The organism is Microbacterium sp. BH-3-3-3 (genome assembly GCF_001792815.1).
Lineage (GTDB): Bacteria > Actinomycetota > Actinomycetes > Actinomycetales > Microbacteriaceae > Microbacterium.
Genome location: NZ_CP017674.1, coordinates 3,193,014 through 3,211,631, shown reverse-complemented (window position 1 = coordinate 3,211,631; position 18,618 = coordinate 3,193,014). Strand labels below are relative to the sequence as shown.

Genomic DNA, 18,618 nt, shown 5'->3' with positions numbered 1-18,618 from the left:
TCCAATTAACGACGAAGTCACCCGACGAAATCGTCGGGAAATGTTCAGGCGCGACAGTAACAGAACGACCCGCACGAATGCGACCACTCGCACTCCCCGGCGGGGCAGAGACCGAGGAGGACCCATGACGACGGTGCGAGCGGCCATCACGCAGACCACGTGGACCGGTGACAAGGAATCGATGCTCGACAAGCACGAGCAGTTCGCCCGCGACGCCGCAGCCCGCGGCGCCGAGATCGTGTGCTTCCAGGAACTCTTCTACGGTCCCTACTTCGGCATCACGCAGGACCAGAAGTACTACCGCTACGCCGAGCCCGTCGACGGGCCGATCGTGCAGCGCTTCGCCGCCCTGGCCAAGGAGCTGGGACTGGTCAGCGTGCTCCCCATCTACGAAGAGGCGCAGACCGGGGTGTACTACAACACCTCCGTGCTCGTCGACGCCGACGGCACTGTGCTCGGCAGCTACCGCAAGAACCACATCCCCCACCTCGAGAAGTTCTGGGAGAAGTTCTACTTCCGCCCCGGCAACCTCGGCTACCCCGTGTTCGAGACCGCCGTGGGCAAGGTCGGCATGTACATCTGCTACGACCGCCACTTCCCCGAGGGCTGGCGAGAGCTGGGCCTGAACGGCGCCCACATGGTGTTCAACCCCAACGCCACCAAGCCCGGGCTGTCGAACCGCCTGTGGGAGGTCGAGGGGCCGTGCGCCGCGGTCGCCAACGGTTACTTCGTGCTGCAGCCCAACCGCGTCGGACGCGAAGACAACGAGTACGGCGACGAGGCGGTGTCGTTCTACGGCAGCAGCCAGGTGATCGACCCCCGCGGCAACCACGTCGGCGCGATCGGCTCGGCCGAGCACGAAGAGCTGCTCATCCGCGACCTCGACATGGACCTCGTTCAGCAGATGCGCGACGACTGGCAGTTCTACCGCGACCGTCGTCCCGACACCTACGGCGAGATCGTGGAGGCCTGACATGGCCACCACCCTGATCACGGGCGGCACGGTGGTCTCGGCGACCGGGCGCACCGCCGCCGACGTGCTCCTGGACGGCGAGACGATCGCCGCCGTGCTGTCACCCGGGTCGACCCTGCTCGGCCACGACCTCGCGGCATCCGTCGACGCCGTCATCGACGCCACCGGCAAGTACGTCATCCCCGGCGGGATCGACGCGCACACCCACATGCAGCTGCCCTTCGGCGGTACGAGCGCCTCCGACACGTTCGAGACCGGCACCCGCGCCGCCGCGTGGGGCGGCACGACGACCATCGTCGACTTCGCCGTGCAGCGCGCCGGCGAGCGCGTGCAGGACGGCCTGGCGCACTGGCACGAACTCGCCGCCGGCAACTGCGCGATCGACTACGGCTTCCATCAGATCGTGGGCGGAGTGGATGCCGACTCTCTCGCCGCACTGCCGGGCCTGATCGACGAGGGCATCTCGAGCTTCAAGATGTTCATGGCCTACCCCGGCGTCTTCTACGCCGACGACGCCCAGATCCTGCGGGCGATGCAGGTCGCCGCCGACACCGGACTGCTCACGATGATGCACGCCGAGAACGGTCCCGTCATCGACGTGCTCGCCGAGCAACTCATCGCCAAGGGCAAGACCTCGCCGTACTTCCACGGCGTCGCCCGCGCCTGGCAGATGGAGGAAGAGGCGACCCACCGCGCCATCATGCTGTCGCACCTCACCGGCGCGCCGCTGTACGTCGTGCACGTCAGCGCCAAGCAGGCGGTGGAGCAGCTCGCCTGGGCGCGCGACAACGGCCAGAACGTCTTCGGCGAGACGTGCCCCCAGTACCTCTACCTGTCGCTCGAAGACCAGCTCGGCGCGAACAGCGAGCAGTGGGGCGACTTCGAGGGCGCCAAGTGGGTGTGCTCCACCCCCCTGCGTTCGAAGGACGAGGGCCACCAGCACCACATGTGGCAGGCGCTGCGGACGAACGACATCCAGATGGTCTCCACCGACCACTGCCCCTTCTGCATGAAGGACCAGAAGACGCTCGGCCAGGGCGACTTCCGCGCGATCCCCAACGGCATCGGCTCGGTCGAGCACCGGATGGACCTCATGTACCAGGGCGTCGTCACGGGACAGATCACCCTCGAGCGCTGGGTGGAGCTGACCAGCACCACTCCCGCGCGCATGTTCGGCATGTACGGCAAGAAGGGCGTCATCGCGCCCGGTGCCGACGCCGACGTCGTCGTCTACGACCCGGCCGGTCACACCTCGATCGGCGTCGGCAAGACCCATCACATGAACATGGACCACTCCGCGTGGGAGGGCTACGAGATCGACGGCCACGTCGACACCGTCATCTCGCGCGGCAAGGTCGTCGTCGACGACGGCGCGTACCTCGGATCCCCCGGCGACGGGCGATTCGTCAAGCGCGGCCTGAGCCAGTACCTGGTCTGAGAGGAACCCCATGGATTTCGGTGTCGTCCTGCAGACCAATCCCCCCGCGGCCCGCACGGTGCAGCTGTCGCAGCTGGCCGAGGCGCACGGCTTCAGCCACGTGTGGACCTTCGACTCGCACCTGCTGTGGCAGGAGCCGTACGTCATCCACTCCGCCATCCTCGCCGCCACCCGCCGGGTCACCGTCGGCCCGTTCGTGACCAACCCCGCCACCCGCGACTGGACGGTCACGGCCTCCACCTTCGCGACCCTCAACGAGATGTACGGCAACCGCACGATCTGCGGCATCGGCCGCGGCGACTCCGCCGTGCGCGTGACCAACGGTCGGCCCACCACGCTGAAGGCCCTCCGGGAGTCGATCCACGTCATCCGCGAACTCGGCAACTCCCGCGCCGTGGAGTACAACGGCGCGACGCTGCAGTTCCCCTGGAGCCGCGGGTCGGAGCTCGAGGTGTGGGTCGCCGCCTACGGACCGCTCGCGTTGAAGCTGACCGGCGAGGTGGGTGACGGCTTCATCCTGCAGCTGGCCGACCTCGACATCGCCGAGTGGATGATCCGCACCGTCCGCCGCGCGGCCGAAGACGCCGGGCGCGACCCCGACGAGATCTCGTTCTGCGTCGCCGCCCCCATGTACATCGGAGACGACACCCCCGAATCCCGCGCGCACATGATCGAGCAGTGCCGCTGGTTCGGCGGCATGGTCGGCAACCACGTCGCCGACATCGTGGCGAAGTACGGCGGCGACTCGTCGGTGCCCGCCGCGCTGACCGACTACATCGCGGGGCGCACCGGGTACGACTACAACTCGCACGGAAAGAGCAACAACGACCACGTCGACTTCGTGCCCGACGAGATCGTGGAGCGCTTCTGCGTGCTCGGCACCGCCGAGGAGCACATCGCCAAGCTCGAGAAGCTCCGCGCCCTCGGGGTGACGCAGTTCGCCGGGTACCTCCAGCACGACAACAAGGAGGAGACGATGCGCGTCTACGGCGAGACGGTCATTCCGGCGCTCACTCCCCCGGTGACGGCGAAGCGGTGACCGACCAGGTGCTCGCGCCGGGGACGACCACCGCGGTCGTCCCCGAGGAGCGGATGCCGCGGGGCGGCCGTTCCTCGCGCGGGCGCGCCACGGCGATCCGCGTCGGCTGGGGAGTGCTCGGGATCGCCGCGGTCGTGGCGGTGTGGGAGCTCTACAAGCTGCTCGGACCCGCCGACGGCGTGACCGTCGGAAGTGACGGATCGGCCGGATCGGGCGTCATCCTGCTGCCGCGCAGCCACGATCGCGCCATGCCGCACGTGGGAGACATGGTGGTGCGCATGTTCGCGCCCACGAGCGGAGGAGACACCCCGCCGCTGATCGTGTCGGTCGCGGGAGCCGCCGGCATGACGCTGGGCCTCGCCGCCCTCGGCTGGGTGATCGGCGTCGTGGTCGGCTCGCTCCTGGGCGTGGCGATGCAGCGGTGGCGTCTCGTCGAGGCGGGACTGCTCCCCTGGATCGTCGTGAGCCAGATCGTGCCGCTCATCGCCTTCGCTCCGGTGGTCAACGCCATCGGCACGCAGGTCGACCGCTCCGGTTTTCCCTGGCCGCCGTGGCTCTCGGTGGCCCTGATCGCGTCGTACCTGGCATTCTTCCCCGTCGCCGTCGGCATGTTGCGAGGCCTCTCGGCCCCGGATGCGATGCACCTCGACCTCATGCGGGCGAGCTCCGCCGGGTGGTGGCAGACGCTCGTGCGCCTACGGCTGCCCGCGGCCGTTCCCCACCTGCTGCCGGCGCTGCGCCTCGCCGCCGCGTCGGCGGTCGTCGGCGCGGTCGTCGCCGAAGTCTCGATCGGTCTGCGGGGCGGCATCGGGCGCATGCTCATCCAGCTCGCCGGCCAGGCCTCGTCCGACCCGGCCGCCCCCTGGGCGCCCACCTTCGGCACCGTCGTGATGGGACTCGTCGCAGCCGGCGGCGTCGCCCTCGTCGGCGTCGCACTACACCGCTTCCGTCGCGGGGAGGACACCGCATGACCACCCAGACCGCCACCGACCTCGCCGTCCGCGCCGCGGGCGTCGGCAAGGTGTTCCCCAGCGCCGGGGGCGAGGTGACCGCGCTCACCGGCGTCGACCTCACCGTCGCCGCCGGTGAGTTCGTCTCGCTCATCGGACCCTCCGGCTGCGGCAAGTCGACGCTGCTGCGACTCATCGCCGATCTCGACAGTCCGACCGGCGGCGAGCTGACGCTGTACGGGAAGTCGGCGCGCCAGGCGCGACTCGACCAGGACTACGGCATCGCCTTCCAGCAGGCGGCGCTGCTGCCGTGGCTGACGGTGGCCGCGAACATCGCTCTTCCCCTCGACCTGCACAAGTGGCCCCGCGCCCGCCGCGACGCCCGCGTGGCGGAGCTCGCCGAACTCGTCGGACTCACCGACTTCATCGGCCGCTACCCCGACCAGCTCTCGGGCGGGATGCAGCAGCGCGTCGCGATCGCCCGCTCCCTCGCCGCCCAGCCCCGACTGCTGCTGATGGACGAGCCGTTCGGTGCACTCGACGAGATGACCCGCGAGCGGTTGCAGTCCGAGCTCGCGCGCATCGCCGCCGAGACCGGAGCCGCCGTGGTGTTCGTGACGCACTCCATCCCCGAGGCGGTGTTCCTCTCGGACCGCGTGGTCGTCATGAGCCCCCGACCCGGACGGATCACCGACGTCATCGACACCCGCCCCGGCCGCGAGCGCGACGACGACCTGCGCGAGTCGCCGGAGTTCTTCGCCCGCGTCACCGCCGTGCGCGAAGCGTTGCACGGCACCCCCGTCCACCGGGCGAACGAGCGATGAGCGGGGTGCGGAGCATGGCGCGGACGTGCGTGGCATCCGGGGTCTCGATCAGCGCATCGGATGCCGTGACCCGGCGCGCCGTGGCCTCCCTTCCCGCCGGAGGTGGTCGATGAACGCCACTCCCCTGCCGGGCTGGGCGCGCCTGGCCGCCCCCGTCGTCGTGGGTCTCGCGGGGTTGCTCGCCTGGTACGCGTTCGTCGCCTCGGGCAGCGCGCCGCGCATGCTGCCCGACCCGTTCGCCGTCGCGACCGAGCTCGTCGCGCGCTTCCCCCTGGTGTGGGAGGCCGCCGGCATCACCGGCACCAATGCCCTCGTGGGGCTCCTCGCCGGAACCGTCGTCGCCGTGCTGATCGCCGCCCTCGCCGCGACCTGGCGACCGGTCGACGGCATGACCGCCCCGCTGGTCGCGGCCCTCGCGGTGGTACCGATCGTCGCGCTCACCCCCATCCTCAACACGATGTTCGGGGCCTCCAGCCAGTTCGGCCGGCAGGCCGTGGCCGGGATCGCGGCGTTCGTGCCGGTGTTCGTGAACACGCTGAGGGGCCTGCGCCAGACCCGGCCCGTGCAGCGCGACCTGTTCCGCGCGACCGCCGCCACCGGCGCACAGACCTTCCTGCGTCTGACCCTCCCCACCGCACTGCCCTACCTGCTCACGGGCGTGCGGGTCGCGGCATCGCTCGCCGTCATCTCCGCCCTGGTCGCCGAATACTTCGGCGGTCCCGCCGACGGCATCGGCACCGCCATCGCGACCTACGCCAAGTCGGGCCGCGCGGCCCTGGCGTGGGCCTTCGTGGGCGGCGGTATCGCGATCGGTCTCATCTTCTTCGCCGTGACCGCGCTGCTCGAACGCGTCGTCGCGCGACGCCTCGGCGCGCTGCGCCCGCCCGGCTGACCGGCATCCCGGTCCTCACAGAGCCTGCACCACCACGACACGCTCCACCCGAACCGGAAGGACCATCCATGAGACACAGCACCCGTCGCGCCCTCGGCGCGGTCGCCGGGGTCGCCGTCGCGGCCCTCGCACTGTCGGCCTGCTCGGGCGGAGGCTCCGAACCCGCGGCGTCCGAGGGCGACTTCACGCCCCTGACCTCGGTGAAGCTGCAGCTGCAGTGGCTGCCGCAGGCGCAGTTCGCGGGCTACTACGTCGCCCTCGACCAGGGCTACTTCCAGGAGGAGGGCTTCGACGACGTCGAGGTACTGCCCTCGGGCGGCGACATCGTGCCGCAGGACGCGCTCGTCGCGGGCGATGTCGACTTCGCCGTCGCGTGGGTGCCCAAGGTGCTCGGCACGATGGAGAACCAGGGGGTCGAACTCACCGATATCGCGCAGGTGTTCCAGAAGTCGGGAACCACCCAGGTGTCGTGGAAGGGCTCGGGCATCACGAGCGTCGACGACTTCGAGGGCAAGCGCATCGGCTCGTGGGGCTTCGGCAACGAGTGGGAGATCTTCGCCGCGATGGCCGACAAGGGCCTCGACGCCTCGACCGTGCAGATCACGACGCAGGACTTCTCGATGAACGCCCTGCTCGACAAGGACGTGGATGCCGCCCAGGCGATGACCTACAACGAGCTCGCGCAGCTGCTCGAGACGGTCGACCCCGCCACCGGGAAGCTCTACACGATGGACGACATCGACGTGATCTCGTACGAGGACACCGCCGGAGCCATGCTGCAGGATGCCCTCTGGGCCGACACGCAGCGACTGGCCGACGACCCCGCCTACGCCGACGCCGCGAAGCGCTTCCTCAAGGCCGTCGTCAAGGGCTGGGTGTACGCCCGCGACAACCCCACCGAGGCCGCGGACATCACGTACGCCGCCGCGACCGCGCCGGGCGTCGACGCGTTCCCCGTGGGCCCTACCCACCAGCTGTGGCAGATGAACGAGGTCAACAAGCTCATCTGGACCGGCGGCGACTTCGGCATGATCGACACCGCAGCGTGGGACAAGACGGTCGCCGGAGCGATGAAGGCCGTCAACCAGGACGGTCTGAACCTCATCACCACCGAGCCCGCCGACACGGCGCACTCCAACGAGTACATCGAGGCGGCCCTGTCGGAGCTGAAGGACGAGGGGGTCACCGTCGACGGCGACTACACGCCGATCGAGGTGACGCTCACCGAGGGCGGTCAGTAGGACCCCACCGACGGGGCGGCCGGGACACCGGTCGCCCCGTCGGCGTGCGTGACGGCGTGCGGCCTCGCCCCCGGCGGGGCCGTTCTCACGGGGTCGCCCCGACGCGCCGCGCACAGGTGGGCGCGGGTCAGCGTGGTTGACTGACCCGATGCAGAGCTCGCCCCCCGCCCAGCGCTCGCGGGTCCGCCCGGCATCGCCTCGTCGGCGGTGGATCAGAATCATCGCCCTCACGGTCGCCGTCATCGTCCTGGCCGCGCTGGTCGTGGGCGGCTACACGGCATGGTCGCTGTCGCAGAGGCTTCAGGACGCCGCGGTGCCCCTCAACGACGCGCCCTCTCAGGCTCCGTCGCTCAGCACCTACGACGAGCCGTTCTCGCTCCTGGTCGTGGGCACCGACGAGTGCGACGACCAGGTCAAAGACGCCTTCGGCGAGCGCTGCACCGACCCCGGCGCCGAGGGCAACCGCAACGACGTCAACCTGCTCGTGCACGTCTCGACGAACCCGCGGCGCGTGACGGTGGTGTCGTTCCCCCGCGACCTGCAGGTCGCGATCCCGGACTGCACGCGCGAAGACGGCTCGGTCTCGTCGGGCGTCGGGAAGGCCTCGATCAACACCGCGTACGAAGCCGGCGGCCTGACCTGCGTCGCCGACACGGTGTCGGATCTGTCGGGCCAGCCGATCCCGTTCGCCGCGAAGGTCAGCTTCGGCAACGTCGTGAACATCACCGACGCCGTCGGTGGGGTCGAGGTGTGCATCGGCGGCGACGGCATCGACGACTACGACGCGGGCATCGCGTGGGAGCCCGGGCTGCGCGTGGTGAAGGGGTACGACGCCCTGGCGTTCCTGCGCACCCGCAAAGGCATCGGCGACGGCAGCGACCTCGCGCGCATCGGCAACCAGCAGCAGTACCTCTCGCGGCTTCTCAACAAGCTGCGCAGCGACGAGGTGCTCTCGAACCCGGCGACCTTGATCGGCCTGGCCAACACGGCCGTCGACAACATCACCCCGAGCGAGAGCCTGGCCGACCCGCTGCGCCTCGCGCAGCTCGGCTACACGCTGAAAGACGTGCCCCTCGGCGACGTCACCTTCGTGCAGTACCCCGTGGTCGACGACCCGTCCGACACCAACCGCGTGATCCCCGACGACGCGGCGGCGGCCGTGCTCTGGGACGCCCTCGCCCGGAACGCTCCCCTCGCCCTCACCGGTGAGGCGGGAGCCAACGGCGGCGTCGAGATCGATCCGTCGCAGCCGCAGCCGGCGCCCGTCGAGACGACGCCGGCACCGGATGCCACGGCGGCGACGCCGGCGCCGGAGGTCGTCGAGCTGCCGGGCAACGTCAGCGGGTCGAAGGCCGACCAGTCCACGTGCTCCGTCGGAAACGGCTGATTCCCGGGCGGAGCAGACGGGGGCGTCCTCGATGCGAGACGATCGGGGGGTGAAGAACGCCTCGCGCTCCGCGGTCCTACTCGTGCTCACCGCCCTGACGTTGACCGGTTGCGTGCCGCCACCGGCTCCGGCGCCGAGTCCGACGGCATCACCGTCACCGACGCCGACGCCGACGGTCACACCGACGCCGACAGCCACGCCCGACCCGGCGGCGGCTCTCAGCCTGGAAGACAAGGTGGGTCAGATGTTCATGGTCGGCACCTCGGTCGACGGAGCCGACCCGACCACCCTCGCCGCCGTGACCGACGATCACATCGGCGGGATCTTCCTGCACGGACGATCGGATGCCGGAACGCAGGCGACCGCCGCGCTCGTCGGCGGATTCACCTCGGCCGTCGCCGCCGGCGACCCCGAGCTGTGGGTCGCCACCGATCAAGAAGGCGGAACCGTGCAGGTGCTCTCGGGCCCGGGGTTCGACGAGATCCCCTCGGCCGTCGACCAGGGCGGGCAGGACGACGCCACGCTGCGGGCGAACGCGGCGACCTGGGGCGCGCAGCTCGCGCAGGCGGGCGTGAACATGAACCTCGCCCCCGTCGCCGACATCGTCACGAGCCCCGAGACTGCGGCATCCAATCCGCCGATCGGCGAACTCGCGCGCGAGTACGGCTACGACGGCGCCACCGTCGCCGCGAAGGCCGGGGCGTTCGCCGACGGGATGCGCGACGGCGGCGTGCTGCCGACGTTCAAGCACTTCCCGGGCCTCGGTCACGTGGGGGAGAACACCGACACCACGGCCGGCGTCACCGACGACTTCGTCACCGCCGACGGCGCCGACGTGGGCGTGTACTCGACCGTGCTGCCCGCGGGTCCCGCGGTGGTCATGCTCTCGACCGCGGTCTACGCCAAGATCGACCCGAACGCCCCCGCCGCCTTCTCGCCCACCGTGGTGGGTGTGCTGCGCGACACGGTGGGGTTCGACGGCGTCGTGACGACCGACGACCTCTCGGCCGCCCAGCAGGTGCAGGCGTGGTCGCCGGCCGACCGGGCGACCCTCGCGGTCGAGGCGGGGATCGACCTGCTGCTGGTGTCGGCCGACTCGTCGGTCTACCCCGAGATGCGAGAGGCGGTGCTCGCCCGGGCGCAGGCCGACAGCGCGTTCGCGGCCAAGGTGGACGCCGCGGCCTCCCGCATCCTCGCGCAGAAGGCGTCGATGCCCTGACGGGTCTCGGCGCTCCGCCCGCATCGGGGGGCGCGCACGGCACCCGACGGCGGACACCGCGATAGGCTCGAAGGCTGTGTCTGTCGAACCCGTCATCGTCTACCCGCCCGAGCTGCCCGTCAGCGCCGCGCGGGACGAGATCGCGCGCGCCATCCGCGACCACCAGGTCGTGATCGTGGCCGGGGCGACGGGCTCGGGCAAGACCACGCAGCTGCCCAAGATCTGCCTCGAGCTCGGGCGCACCTCGATCGCGCACACGCAGCCCCGCCGCATCGCCGCGCGCACGATCGCCGAGCGCATCGCCGAAGAGATGCAGGTGCCGCTGGGCTCCACCGTCGGGTACAAGGTGCGCTTCACCGACAAGGTGTCGGCCGACACGCGCGTCGCGCTGGTGACCGACGGCATCCTGCTCAACGAGATCCACCGCGATCGCCTTCTGCGCCGCTACGACACGATCATCGTCGACGAGGCGCACGAACGCTCGCTGAACATCGACTTCCTGCTCGGGTACCTGCGCCGCATCCTGCCGAAGCGCCCCGACCTCAAGGTCATCGTCACCTCGGCCACCATCGACCCCGAGAGCTTCGCGCGCCACTTCGCCGCTCCCCCGGCCGAGCCCGGCGGCGATCCGGTTCTCGCGCCGGTGATCGAAGTGTCGGGCCGCACGTATCCGGTCGAGATCCGCTATCGACCGGCCGGTGGGGCCGAGATCGTCGAGGGTGCGGGCGAAACTCCTGAGGATGGGGATGCCGACGGCACGGACGCCGCGTCATCCCGCCGCCGCCAGGCGTCCGGCCCGCAGAAAGTCAGGAGTTCGGCCCGGCCCGCCGCCAAGCCCGGGCGCGACGACGACGACGTCGACGAGGTCGGAGCCGTGGTGGCGGCCCTGCGCGAACTCGACCGGGAGTCGTCGGGCGACGTGCTCGTGTTCTTCCCCGGCGAAGCCGAGATCCGCGATGCGGCGGATGCCATCCGCGGGGCGTACCGGAACGACGCCGCGCCCACCGAGGTGCTGCCGCTGTACGGACGCCTCTCCGCCGCCGAACAGCACCGCGTGTTCGAGCGTTCGAGCGTCGCCGGTGTGCGCCGCCGCGTCATCCTGGCCACCAACGTCGCCGAGACGAGCCTCACCGTTCCCGGCATCCGGTACGTCGTCGACACCGGCACCGCGCGCATCTCGCGCTACAGCAACCGCTCGAAGATCCAGCGTCTGCCGATCGAGGCCGTCTCGCAGGCCTCGGCGCAGCAGCGCTCGGGCCGCGCGGGACGCACCTCGCCGGGCATCGCGATCCGCCTGTATTCCGAAGAGGACTTCACCCGGCGTCCGGAGTACACCGAACCCGAGATCCTGCGCACCTCCCTCGCATCCGTCATCCTGCAGATGCTCTCGCTCGGTTTCGGCGACATCCAGGCCTTCCCGTTCCTGACCCCGCCCGATTCGCGCGGAGTCAAGGCGGCGTTCGACCTGCTCGTCGAGCTCGGCGCGGTGAAGCTGCCCGCCCGCGGGGAGTCGGGAACGCCCCGTCTGACCGAGATCGGCCGCGAGATCTCGCGCCTGCCGATCGATCCCCGCTTCGCCCGCATGCTCATCGAGGCGCGCCGCAACGACGTGCAGTCCGAGGTGCTGGCGATCGTGTCGGGCATGTCGATCCAAGACGTGCGCGAGCGCCCCGAGGAGCGCCGCGACGAGGCCGACCGGTTCCACGCACGTTTCACCGACCCCACCAGCGACTTCCTCTCGCTGCTGAACCTGTGGGAGTACCTGCAGGAGAAGCAGGCCGAGCTCGGCTCGAGCGCCTTCCGACGCCTCTGCCGCAGCGAGCACCTCAACTACGTGCGCGTGCGGGAGTGGGTCGACGTTCACCGGCAGCTGCGATCGCTGGGCGGCGAGCGCGGCTCCGGCGACGGCGGGCGCGGCGGTGAGGGCGGGCGCGGGCGCGGCGGGCGGAACCCCGTCCCACTTTCGGCCGTCTCAGACCCCTCCAGGCCGCATGATTCGGGACACGGCTCGCACGAATCGGGACGAGGTTCGCAACGCGGCCCCCAGCTCGACGTCTCCGCCCCCGAGGGCCACGCCGCCGGCGATGCCATCCACCGCGCCATCCTCTCGGGACTGCTGTCGCACCTCGGCATCCTGGATCCGCGCACCGTCGCGCAGGCCAAGGATCGCAAGGCACCGGGAGAGACCCGCCCCACCAAGGGCGAATACATCGGCGCGCGCGGTGCGCGATTCGCGATCTTCCCGGGCTCCGGGCTGAAGAAGCGGCGTCCGTCGGCGGTCATGGCCGCCGAGCTCGTCGAGACCTCGCGGCTGTTCGCGCGCACGGTCGCCGCCGTCGACCCGGCGTGGGCGGAGGACCTCGCCCCCGACCTGGTGAAGCGGTCGCTGAGCGAGCCGCACTGGTCGAAGGATGCCGGGGCCGCCGCGGCCTACGAGAAGGTGACGCTCTTCGGGGTCGAGCTCGTCGGCCGGCGCCGGGTGCAGCTCGCGCGCTTCGATCGTCCGCTCGCGCGCGAGATGTTCGTGCGGCACGCCCTGGTCGAGGGCGAGTGGGACCCCTCGGTGCTCGATAAGCGGCTCACCGCGTTCCTGCGTCGCAACCAGGAACAACGCCGCCTGCTCGAGAAGATCGAGGAGCGCGAGCGCCGCCGCGACATCCTCATCGGCGACGAAGCGGTCTTCGCGTTCTACAACTCGCGGATCCCCGCCGACGTCAGCGACGTGCGCTCGTTCGAGGCCTGGTGGAAAGACGCCTCCAACCGCACGCCGCACCTGCTCGACCTTCGCGAATCCGACCTCACCGGCGACCGCGCGCAGGGCGATGACCGGGCCTTCCCCGCCCGGTGGCAGCAGGGCGACCAGACGCTGAACCTCGCCTACCGTTTCGAACCCGGCGCCCCCGACGACGGCGTGACGGTCGTCGTCCCCCTGCCGTTGCTCGCGCAGCTACGGCCCGACGGCTTCGACTGGCAGGTGCCGGGCATGCGCGACGAGCTCGTCACGGCGCTGCTGCGCGCCCTGCCCAAGACCATCCGCCGCAACGTCGTGCCCGCCGCCGACTGGGCCGAGAAGTTCAGCGCCGAGCTGGCGGAGAAGGGGCCCGAGCAGGCCAACGGCCTGCCCCGCACCACGCTCGTCGACTCGCTCGCCGCCCTTGTGCAGCGCGTCGCCAACCAGCGCGTGAGCGCCGCCGATTTCGAGCTCGAGCGCGTCCCCGGTCACCTGATGGTGTCGTTCCGCGCGGTCGACACCCGCGGCCGCGCGATCGGCAGCGACCGGGACCTCGGCGCCCTGCAGCGCCGCCTGGCCGACAAGGCTCGCTCGAGCGTCGAGTCGACCATCGCGCGCCCTTCGACCCGCGCGTCGGCACGCGTCGCCGAGGCCTCGCCCGCGTTCGCCTCGCGCGCGAAGCTCACGACCTGGGACCTCGACGAGCTGACCGAGGTCGTCGACACCCCGGTCGCCGGCGGCGTCGTGCGCGGCTACCCGGCTCTCGTCGACGAGGGCGACAGCGTGGCGCTCCGCGTCGAGGCGACCCCCGAGGACGCCGCGCGGAACACCCGCGCCGGCATCCGCCGGTTGATGCTGCTCGCCGTGCCCTCCCCCGCGACGTACGTTCTCGATCACCTCACCGCGAACGAGAAGCTCGCGCTCGCGGCATCCCCGTACCAGAACGCGAAAGCGTTGATCGAGGATGCGCGCGTGGCCCTGGCCGACGACATCCTGCGGCGCGAGACCCCCTCGGGCCTGGTGCGCACCCGGGCCGACTTCGAGCGGGTGCGCGACGCGTTCTCGGCGGCGTCGGTGGACCGTACGTTCCAGACGGTCTCGCTCGCAGCGAAGATCCTGCTCGGCCAGCGCGAGGTGGAGCGGGCGATGAAGGATGCCGCGTCCATCACCCTGCTCGGAGCCCTCAACGACGTGCGGGGGCAGCTGAAGGGCCTGCTGTTCTCGGGGTTCCTCTCGCGCGCGGGCCTGCCCCGGCTGCAGCACTACCCGCGCTACCTCGCGGGTGCTCTCGACCGGGTGAAGACCCTGTCGGACAACCCCGGCCGCGACCGCCAGCGCATGACCGAGTACGAGCGGACCGCCGCCGGCTTCGTCGAGGCGGGGGGTGCCATGCCCCTCCCGGCGGACGCGCCGGCGAACCTCGTTCAGACCCGCTGGCTGCTCGAGGAGCTGCGCGTGAGTCTCTTCGCCCAGCGCCTCGGCACGGCCGAGCCCGTGTCGCCCCAGCGCATCGCCAAAGCCCTGAAGTCCTAGTCCCCGCCGACCCGACCCGGCCCGGCCCGCGGCGCGGGAGGGACCGGGGGCTCAGACGCCCAGAGCGCTCCCCCACTCGCGCAGCAGCGACTCCAGGGCGCGGCGCTGGGCGGGAGTCAACGACGCGAGCAGGCGCTGCTCGTTCGCCGCGTGCGCGACCACGGCCTCGTCGATCACCCGGCGGCCCTCGGCGGTGAGCGAGACCACGCGACCGCGACCGTCGCCGTCGCTCGCGCTGCGCGAGACGAGACCGGATGCCACGAGCCGATCGACGCGTTTCGTCACCGCGCCGGTGGTCACCATCGTGTGGCGCGCGAGCTCGCCCGGGGCGCAGGCGTAGGGCTCGCCGCCGCGGCGCAGGGCAGCCAGGATGTCGAACTCGCCCTCGCCCAGACCGAAGCGTCGGAAGACGCCGAGAAGCTCGGCCTCGAGGTGATCGGTGATGCGGCTGAGGCGCCCGAAGATCTGCATCGGTGAGGCGTCGACGTCGGGGCGTTCGGCGGCCCATTGCTCGACGATCCGGTCGACGTGGTCGGCATCCATGCTCCCACTATATCTTCCGCGGAAGCTATAGTGCCTTCCATGGAAGATAAATGGCGTCTCGTCGCCGTCACCGCGGTCGCCCCCATCGCCTGGGGAGCGACCTACGTGGTCACGCGACATCTTCTGCCGGCCGACGCCCCGCTCTGGGGCGCGGCGCTCCGCGCCCTCCCCGCGGGCCTGCTGCTGTGGGCCCTCGCCCGCCGCCGGCCGCGCGGCAGCTGGTGGTGGAAGGCGCCGGTGCTGGGGCTGCTCAACTTCGGCGCGTTCTTCGTGCTCGTCTACCTCGCCGCGCAGCTGCTGCCCTCCTCGATCGCCTCGTCGGTGATGGCGCTCTCGCCGCTCACCCTGGCGGGTCTCGCCTGGCCCCTGCTCGGCCAGCGCCCGACCCTGCGCTGGGCCGCGGGAACCCTGCTCGGCGTCGTGGGTGTCGTGCTCGTGGTGGGCTGGAGCACCGGAGTGGTGCCGGCGCTCGGGGTGGTGATCTCGGCCACCGCGCTGCTGGTGTTCTCGCTCGGCGGCATCCTGGCCACGCGCTGGAGCGACGAGGTGCCGCTGCTCGCGACCACCTCGTGGCAGCTGATCGCGGGCGGACTGGCCCTGACGGTGGCGGCCGTCGCGGTCGAAGGCGCACCGCCCCGGGTGGATGCCGCGGGGATCGCCGCCTACGCGGGCATCGCCGTCGTCGCGACCGCGCTCGCCTTCGTCTGCTACTTCACGGGCCTGCGTCACCTGCCCGCCGGCACGGTGGGACTGATCGGACTGCTCAATCCCGTGACCGGGGTGCTGCTCGGCGTCATGGTCGGCGGCGAGTCGCTCGCGGTCGCGCAGATCGCCGGGATCGTCCTCGTGCTGGCCGCCATCGCCGCCTCGCGCCCCGCCCGCACCCGCGCGTGAGTCGCCGGTATTCGTCGCCCGCGAGCCGAGCGGGGCGACGAACACCGGCGACTCACGCGGTTCAGGACGTCAGGGACACCTGCCCCAGCTCGACCTCGACGTCGACGACCGACGTCGCCGACGGTGAGGTGCGCAGGCGGTTGTCGACGTTGCCGAGGCCGCCGTCGATCGTCACGTCGTACGCGTCGTCGGGCAGGGTGACGTCGGCCGAGCCCGCGGTGACCTTCACCGTGGTGCGGGCGGGCGCGACCCCGTCGAGGGTGGCCGACAGGTTTCCCCCGGCCACCTCGAACGTCGCGGTGTCGACCCCGGTGAGCGTCGTCGACGCGGCACCCCCCGCCACCGAGACGTCGAGGGTGCGCGCGCTGCCCGACAGATCGACCGTGCCTCCGGCCAGTTCCACGGTCAGCGACGCCAGGTCGATGTCGAGATCGAGCGCACCGCCGGCCACGTCCATGCGAGCGTCGAGATCGGTGGTCGCCGACGTGCGGGGCAGGGTGAGGGTGGCCGAGGTGGCGTCGCCGGCCCATCCGACGAGTCCCGCCCGGGGCGAGCTCACCCGCAGCGTGTCGCCGTCGCGCTCGAACGTCCACCCGCTCGAGTCGCGCCCGTTCGTGTCGAGCCGGGCGTCGGCGACGTCTCCGTACTCGATGGTGAGCGCCCCACCGGCCACCTCCACGTCGAGGTCGGTGAGACCGTTCGTCGAGGTCTCGCCCGCGTCGACGGCGGTGCCGCTGTCGCGGAAGGTCGCCGCCGCAGACACGCCCGTGCCGACGACCGCGCCGAGGAGCACGCATCCGCCCACGACGATGGTCGCGATCGAGACGGCGAGGGCCGCGCCGCGCCGGCGGGGCGGGGCGGGTGAGGAGGGGTCGAGCGGGGGCTGAACGGTCATGACGAAGCTCCAGTGTGGTCGTGGCCCAGGTGGACGAGGGCGGCGATGACGCGGCGGTTGCCCGTCTCGCCCTGCTCGAGGCCCAGCTTGGTGAAGATGGCGGTGATGTACTTCTCGACGCTGGCCTCCGAGACGAACAGCGCCTGCGCGATCGACTGGTTCGAGCGCCCCTCGGCGATCAGGGCGAGCACGGAACGCTCGCGCTCGGTGAGGCTCTGCAGGCGCTCGTCGCGGCGACGCCGCGCCAGCAGCTGCCCCACGACCTCGGGGTCGAGCACCGTCGCCCCGCCGGCGATGCGGACGAGCGCGTCGAGGAAGTCCCGCACGTCGGCGACCCGGTCCTTCAGCAGGTAGCCGAGCGCCCCCTGCCCGTCGGCGATGAGGTCACTGGCGTACTGCTCCTCGACGTACTGCGACAGCACCAGTACGGCGAGCCCCGGATGCCGCGACCTCAGCGCAATCGCGGCGCGGATGCCCTCGTCGGTCCAGGTCGGCGGCAGCCGCACGTCGAGGATGCAGAGTTCGGGTGCGGTCTCGGCGACCGCGGCCTCGAGGCCGTCGGCGTCGGCGAGGGCGGCGACCACCTCATGGCCGTCGTCGGCGAGCACGCGCACGAGCCCCTCGCGCAGCAGCACGCTGTCTTCGCAGATCAGGATGCGCACGGTACGTTCACCTCCACCGTCGTCGGACCGCCCTGGGGGCTGTCGATGCGGGCGGTGCCGCCGGCGGCGGTGACGCGGTTGACGATGCCGTCCAGGCCCCCGCCGGGGACGATGCGCGCACCGCCCAGCCCGTCGTCCTCGACCCGGGCCCACAGGGTCCCGTCTTCGCGCAGGCGCACGTGCACGCGGCATCCGGTCGCCCGGGAGTGCTTGGCGGCGTTGGTCAGCGCCTCGGCGATCGAGAAGTACACGGCCGCCTCGGCCGGACGGCTGCAGCGGCGCGACAGCCGCACGTCGAGGGTGACCGGGATGTGCGAGCGCGAGGCGAGCGCCGAGAGGGCGGCATCCAGTCCGCGATCGTCGAGCACCGAGGCGTGGATGCCGCGGGCGAGCTGGCGCAGTTCGGTGATGGCCGACTTGGTCGAGGCGTGCGCTTCGGCGACGAGCGCCTTCGCGGCCTCGGGGTCGTCGTCGATCTTGGTCTGGGCCAGGCCCAGCGTCATACCGATCGAGACGAGGCGCGGCTGGACGCCGTCGTGCAGGTCGCGTTCGATGCGCGTGCGCTCCACCTCGGCGGCGCGGACGGCTCCGGCACGGCGGGTGTCGGACGTCCGAGCCTGCTCCTCGAGCTGTGCCTCGCGGGAGGGGACGAGGATGGCTCGGGCGATGACCCCGTGGAGCACCGCCAGGCCGACGATCGCGGCGAGCGACGCCACGAAGACGAGGAGTCCCACGAGCGGGGCGGCGACCCCCTCGAGGGGGACGAAGCCGAGCAGCCGCGTGTTCGACCACCCGAAGATCGGGCTGATCATCAACGCCAGGCCCCAGGCGGCGAGGCCGGCGACGGCGAGCGTGATGATTCCCAGCAGCGTCGCGATGGTGAACGAGGCCACCGCGCGCCACTGCCCGGGGTCTTTCGCCTGCAGCCAGATCGTGTCGAGGACGCCGACGAATCCGGGGCGGGGGCTCCGCCGCGGACGCAGCGGCGGCAGCCCGAAGCCGTAGAGGCCGTCGAGACGCGCGCGCTCGAACCAGGCGATGGCGAAGAGGACGTAGACGAAGGCGACGAGCACGATGACGCCGACGAAGAGGGCGGCGAGCAGTCCGAGACCGGCGCCCAGCATGCCGAACAGGGCGCTGAAGACGGCGGGGCCGATGAGGCCGAGCGCGGCGAGGTGCGCGGCGGCACCGGCGACCCGGCCGGGAGAGGCGACGCGGATGCGCGGCGGGGTCGGCGCAGCCGTGACGGCCGCGGGTGCCGACGCGGGCGCGGTCGTGCTCGCGGCGGGGTCGGTGCCCGAGGGCGCCGGCGGAGGAGGCGGAAGGACGGATGCCGTGGTCATGGGTTCCACGCTAGGGGTGAGCCCCGCGGGGGCACCGCCCGGCCAGCCCCCGTG

15 protein-coding genes are annotated in these 18,618 nt (G+C 71.6%); 11 read left to right on the top strand and 4 right to left on the bottom strand.

Features of this window, described 5'->3' with window-relative positions:
• The first annotated feature begins 124 nt into the window (after positions 1 to 124).
• The 10 genes from BJP65_RS14805 (at position 125) to BJP65_RS14760 (ending at position 14,227) form a co-directional block, all read left to right on the top strand.
• Entirely contained in the window at positions 125 to 973 is an 849-nt protein-coding gene (locus tag BJP65_RS14805; RefSeq protein WP_055839742.1) for a nitrilase-related carbon-nitrogen hydrolase, read from the top strand.
• 1 nt (position 974) lies between these two features.
• A complete protein-coding gene (gene hydA / locus BJP65_RS14800) occupies positions 975 to 2,411 on the top strand; it encodes a dihydropyrimidinase (protein ID WP_070409633.1) in 1,437 nt (478 codons plus the stop codon).
• Positions 2,412 to 2,421: 10 nt separating this feature from the next.
• Positions 2,422 to 3,450, top strand: coding sequence for a TIGR03842 family LLM class F420-dependent oxidoreductase (locus tag BJP65_RS14795; protein WP_055839749.1), 1,029 nt, complete (start codon positions 2,422 to 2,424; stop codon positions 3,448 to 3,450).
• Positions 3,447 to 4,421: an ABC transporter permease gene (locus tag BJP65_RS14790; protein ID WP_083285884.1), complete on the top strand. Its 975-nt coding sequence runs from the start codon at positions 3,447 to 3,449 to the stop codon at positions 4,419 to 4,421. The genes BJP65_RS14795 and BJP65_RS14790 overlap by 4 nt, the downstream gene beginning before the upstream one ends.
• Positions 4,418 to 5,224 carry an ABC transporter ATP-binding protein gene (locus BJP65_RS14785; RefSeq protein ID WP_070409632.1) on the top strand — a complete coding sequence of 269 codons (807 nt, stop codon included), beginning with the start codon at positions 4,418 to 4,420 and terminating at the stop codon, positions 5,222 to 5,224. The genes BJP65_RS14790 and BJP65_RS14785 overlap by 4 nt, the downstream gene beginning before the upstream one ends.
• Before the next feature lie 109 nt (positions 5,225 to 5,333).
• Entirely contained in the window at positions 5,334 to 6,116 is a 783-nt protein-coding gene (locus BJP65_RS14780) for an ABC transporter permease (RefSeq protein ID WP_070409631.1), read from the top strand.
• Between the two features lie 68 nt (positions 6,117 to 6,184).
• Positions 6,185 to 7,357: an ABC transporter substrate-binding protein gene (locus tag BJP65_RS14775; RefSeq protein WP_070409630.1), complete on the top strand. Its 1,173-nt coding sequence runs from the start codon at positions 6,185 to 6,187 to the stop codon at positions 7,355 to 7,357.
• Positions 7,358 to 7,505: 148 nt separating this feature from the next.
• Complete coding sequence (locus tag BJP65_RS14770) at positions 7,506 to 8,744, top strand: LCP family protein (protein ID WP_070409629.1); 1,239 nt, start codon at positions 7,506 to 7,508, stop codon at positions 8,742 to 8,744.
• A gap of 31 nt (positions 8,745 to 8,775) precedes the next feature.
• Entirely contained in the window at positions 8,776 to 9,963 is a 1,188-nt protein-coding gene (locus BJP65_RS14765) for a glycoside hydrolase family 3 N-terminal domain-containing protein (protein WP_070409628.1), read from the top strand.
• Between the two features lie 76 nt (positions 9,964 to 10,039).
• Positions 10,040 to 14,227 carry a DUF3418 domain-containing protein gene (locus BJP65_RS14760; protein ID WP_070409627.1) on the top strand — a complete coding sequence of 1,396 codons (4,188 nt, stop codon included), beginning with the start codon at positions 10,040 to 10,042 and terminating at the stop codon, positions 14,225 to 14,227.
• Between the two features lie 51 nt (positions 14,228 to 14,278).
• Here the strand turns inward: BJP65_RS14760 and BJP65_RS14755 are convergent, their stop codons facing one another.
• Entirely contained in the window at positions 14,279 to 14,770 is a 492-nt protein-coding gene (locus tag BJP65_RS14755; RefSeq protein ID WP_070409626.1) for a MarR family winged helix-turn-helix transcriptional regulator, read from the bottom strand.
• A 39-nt stretch (positions 14,771 to 14,809) separates the two neighbouring features.
• On the opposite strand from BJP65_RS14755, the gene BJP65_RS14750 reads away from it, so the two are divergent.
• On the top strand, positions 14,810 to 15,664 hold the full coding sequence (locus BJP65_RS14750) for a DMT family transporter (RefSeq protein WP_070409625.1): 855 nt from the start codon (positions 14,810 to 14,812) through the stop codon (positions 15,662 to 15,664).
• Positions 15,665 to 15,725: 61 nt separating this feature from the next.
• On the opposite strand, the gene BJP65_RS14745 is transcribed toward BJP65_RS14750, so the two are convergent.
• Genes BJP65_RS14745 through BJP65_RS14735 form a run of 3 tightly spaced genes read right to left on the bottom strand, consistent with a single transcriptional unit; the run spans position 15,726 to position 18,564 of the window.
• Complete coding sequence (locus tag BJP65_RS14745) at positions 15,726 to 16,559, bottom strand: DUF2807 domain-containing protein (RefSeq protein ID WP_070409624.1); 834 nt, start codon at positions 16,557 to 16,559, stop codon at positions 15,726 to 15,728.
• Entirely contained in the window at positions 16,556 to 17,221 is a 666-nt protein-coding gene (locus tag BJP65_RS14740; RefSeq protein ID WP_070409623.1) for a response regulator transcription factor, read from the bottom strand. Before BJP65_RS14740 ends, BJP65_RS14745 begins: the two co-directional genes overlap by 4 nt.
• Complete coding sequence (locus BJP65_RS14735; RefSeq protein ID WP_055839772.1) at positions 17,209 to 18,564, bottom strand: histidine kinase; 1,356 nt, start codon at positions 18,562 to 18,564, stop codon at positions 17,209 to 17,211. Before BJP65_RS14735 ends, BJP65_RS14740 begins: the two co-directional genes overlap by 13 nt.
• Between the last annotated feature and the right edge of the window lie 54 nt (positions 18,565 to 18,618).

What these genes read in the sequence shown, in the direction of transcription:
- BJP65_RS14805 (WP_055839742.1), top strand. Translation starts at nt 125, where the DNA reads ATGACGACGGTGCGAGCGGCCATCACGCAGACCACGTGGACCGGTGAC.
- hydA (WP_070409633.1), top strand. Translation starts at nt 975, where the DNA reads ATGGCCACCACCCTGATCACGGGCGGCACGGTGGTCTCGGCGACCGGG.
- BJP65_RS14795 (WP_055839749.1), top strand. Translation starts at nt 2,422, where the DNA reads ATGGATTTCGGTGTCGTCCTGCAGACCAATCCCCCCGCGGCCCGCACG.
- BJP65_RS14785 (WP_070409632.1), top strand. Translation starts at nt 4,418, where the DNA reads ATGACCACCCAGACCGCCACCGACCTCGCCGTCCGCGCCGCGGGCGTC.
- BJP65_RS14780 (WP_070409631.1), top strand. Translation starts at nt 5,334, where the DNA reads ATGAACGCCACTCCCCTGCCGGGCTGGGCGCGCCTGGCCGCCCCCGTC.
- BJP65_RS14775 (WP_070409630.1), top strand. Translation starts at nt 6,185, where the DNA reads ATGAGACACAGCACCCGTCGCGCCCTCGGCGCGGTCGCCGGGGTCGCC.
- BJP65_RS14770 (WP_070409629.1), top strand. Translation starts at nt 7,506, where the DNA reads ATGCAGAGCTCGCCCCCCGCCCAGCGCTCGCGGGTCCGCCCGGCATCG.
- BJP65_RS14765 (WP_070409628.1), top strand. Translation starts at nt 8,776, where the DNA reads ATGCGAGACGATCGGGGGGTGAAGAACGCCTCGCGCTCCGCGGTCCTA.
- BJP65_RS14755 (WP_070409626.1), bottom strand. Translation starts at nt 14,770, where the DNA reads ATGGATGCCGACCACGTCGACCGGATCGTCGAGCAATGGGCCGCCGAA.
- BJP65_RS14750 (WP_070409625.1), top strand. Translation starts at nt 14,810, where the DNA reads ATGGAAGATAAATGGCGTCTCGTCGCCGTCACCGCGGTCGCCCCCATC.
- BJP65_RS14745 (WP_070409624.1), bottom strand. Translation starts at nt 16,559, where the DNA reads ATGACCGTTCAGCCCCCGCTCGACCCCTCCTCACCCGCCCCGCCCCGC.
- BJP65_RS14735 (WP_055839772.1), bottom strand. Translation starts at nt 18,564, where the DNA reads ATGACCACGGCATCCGTCCTTCCGCCTCCTCCGCCGGCGCCCTCGGGC.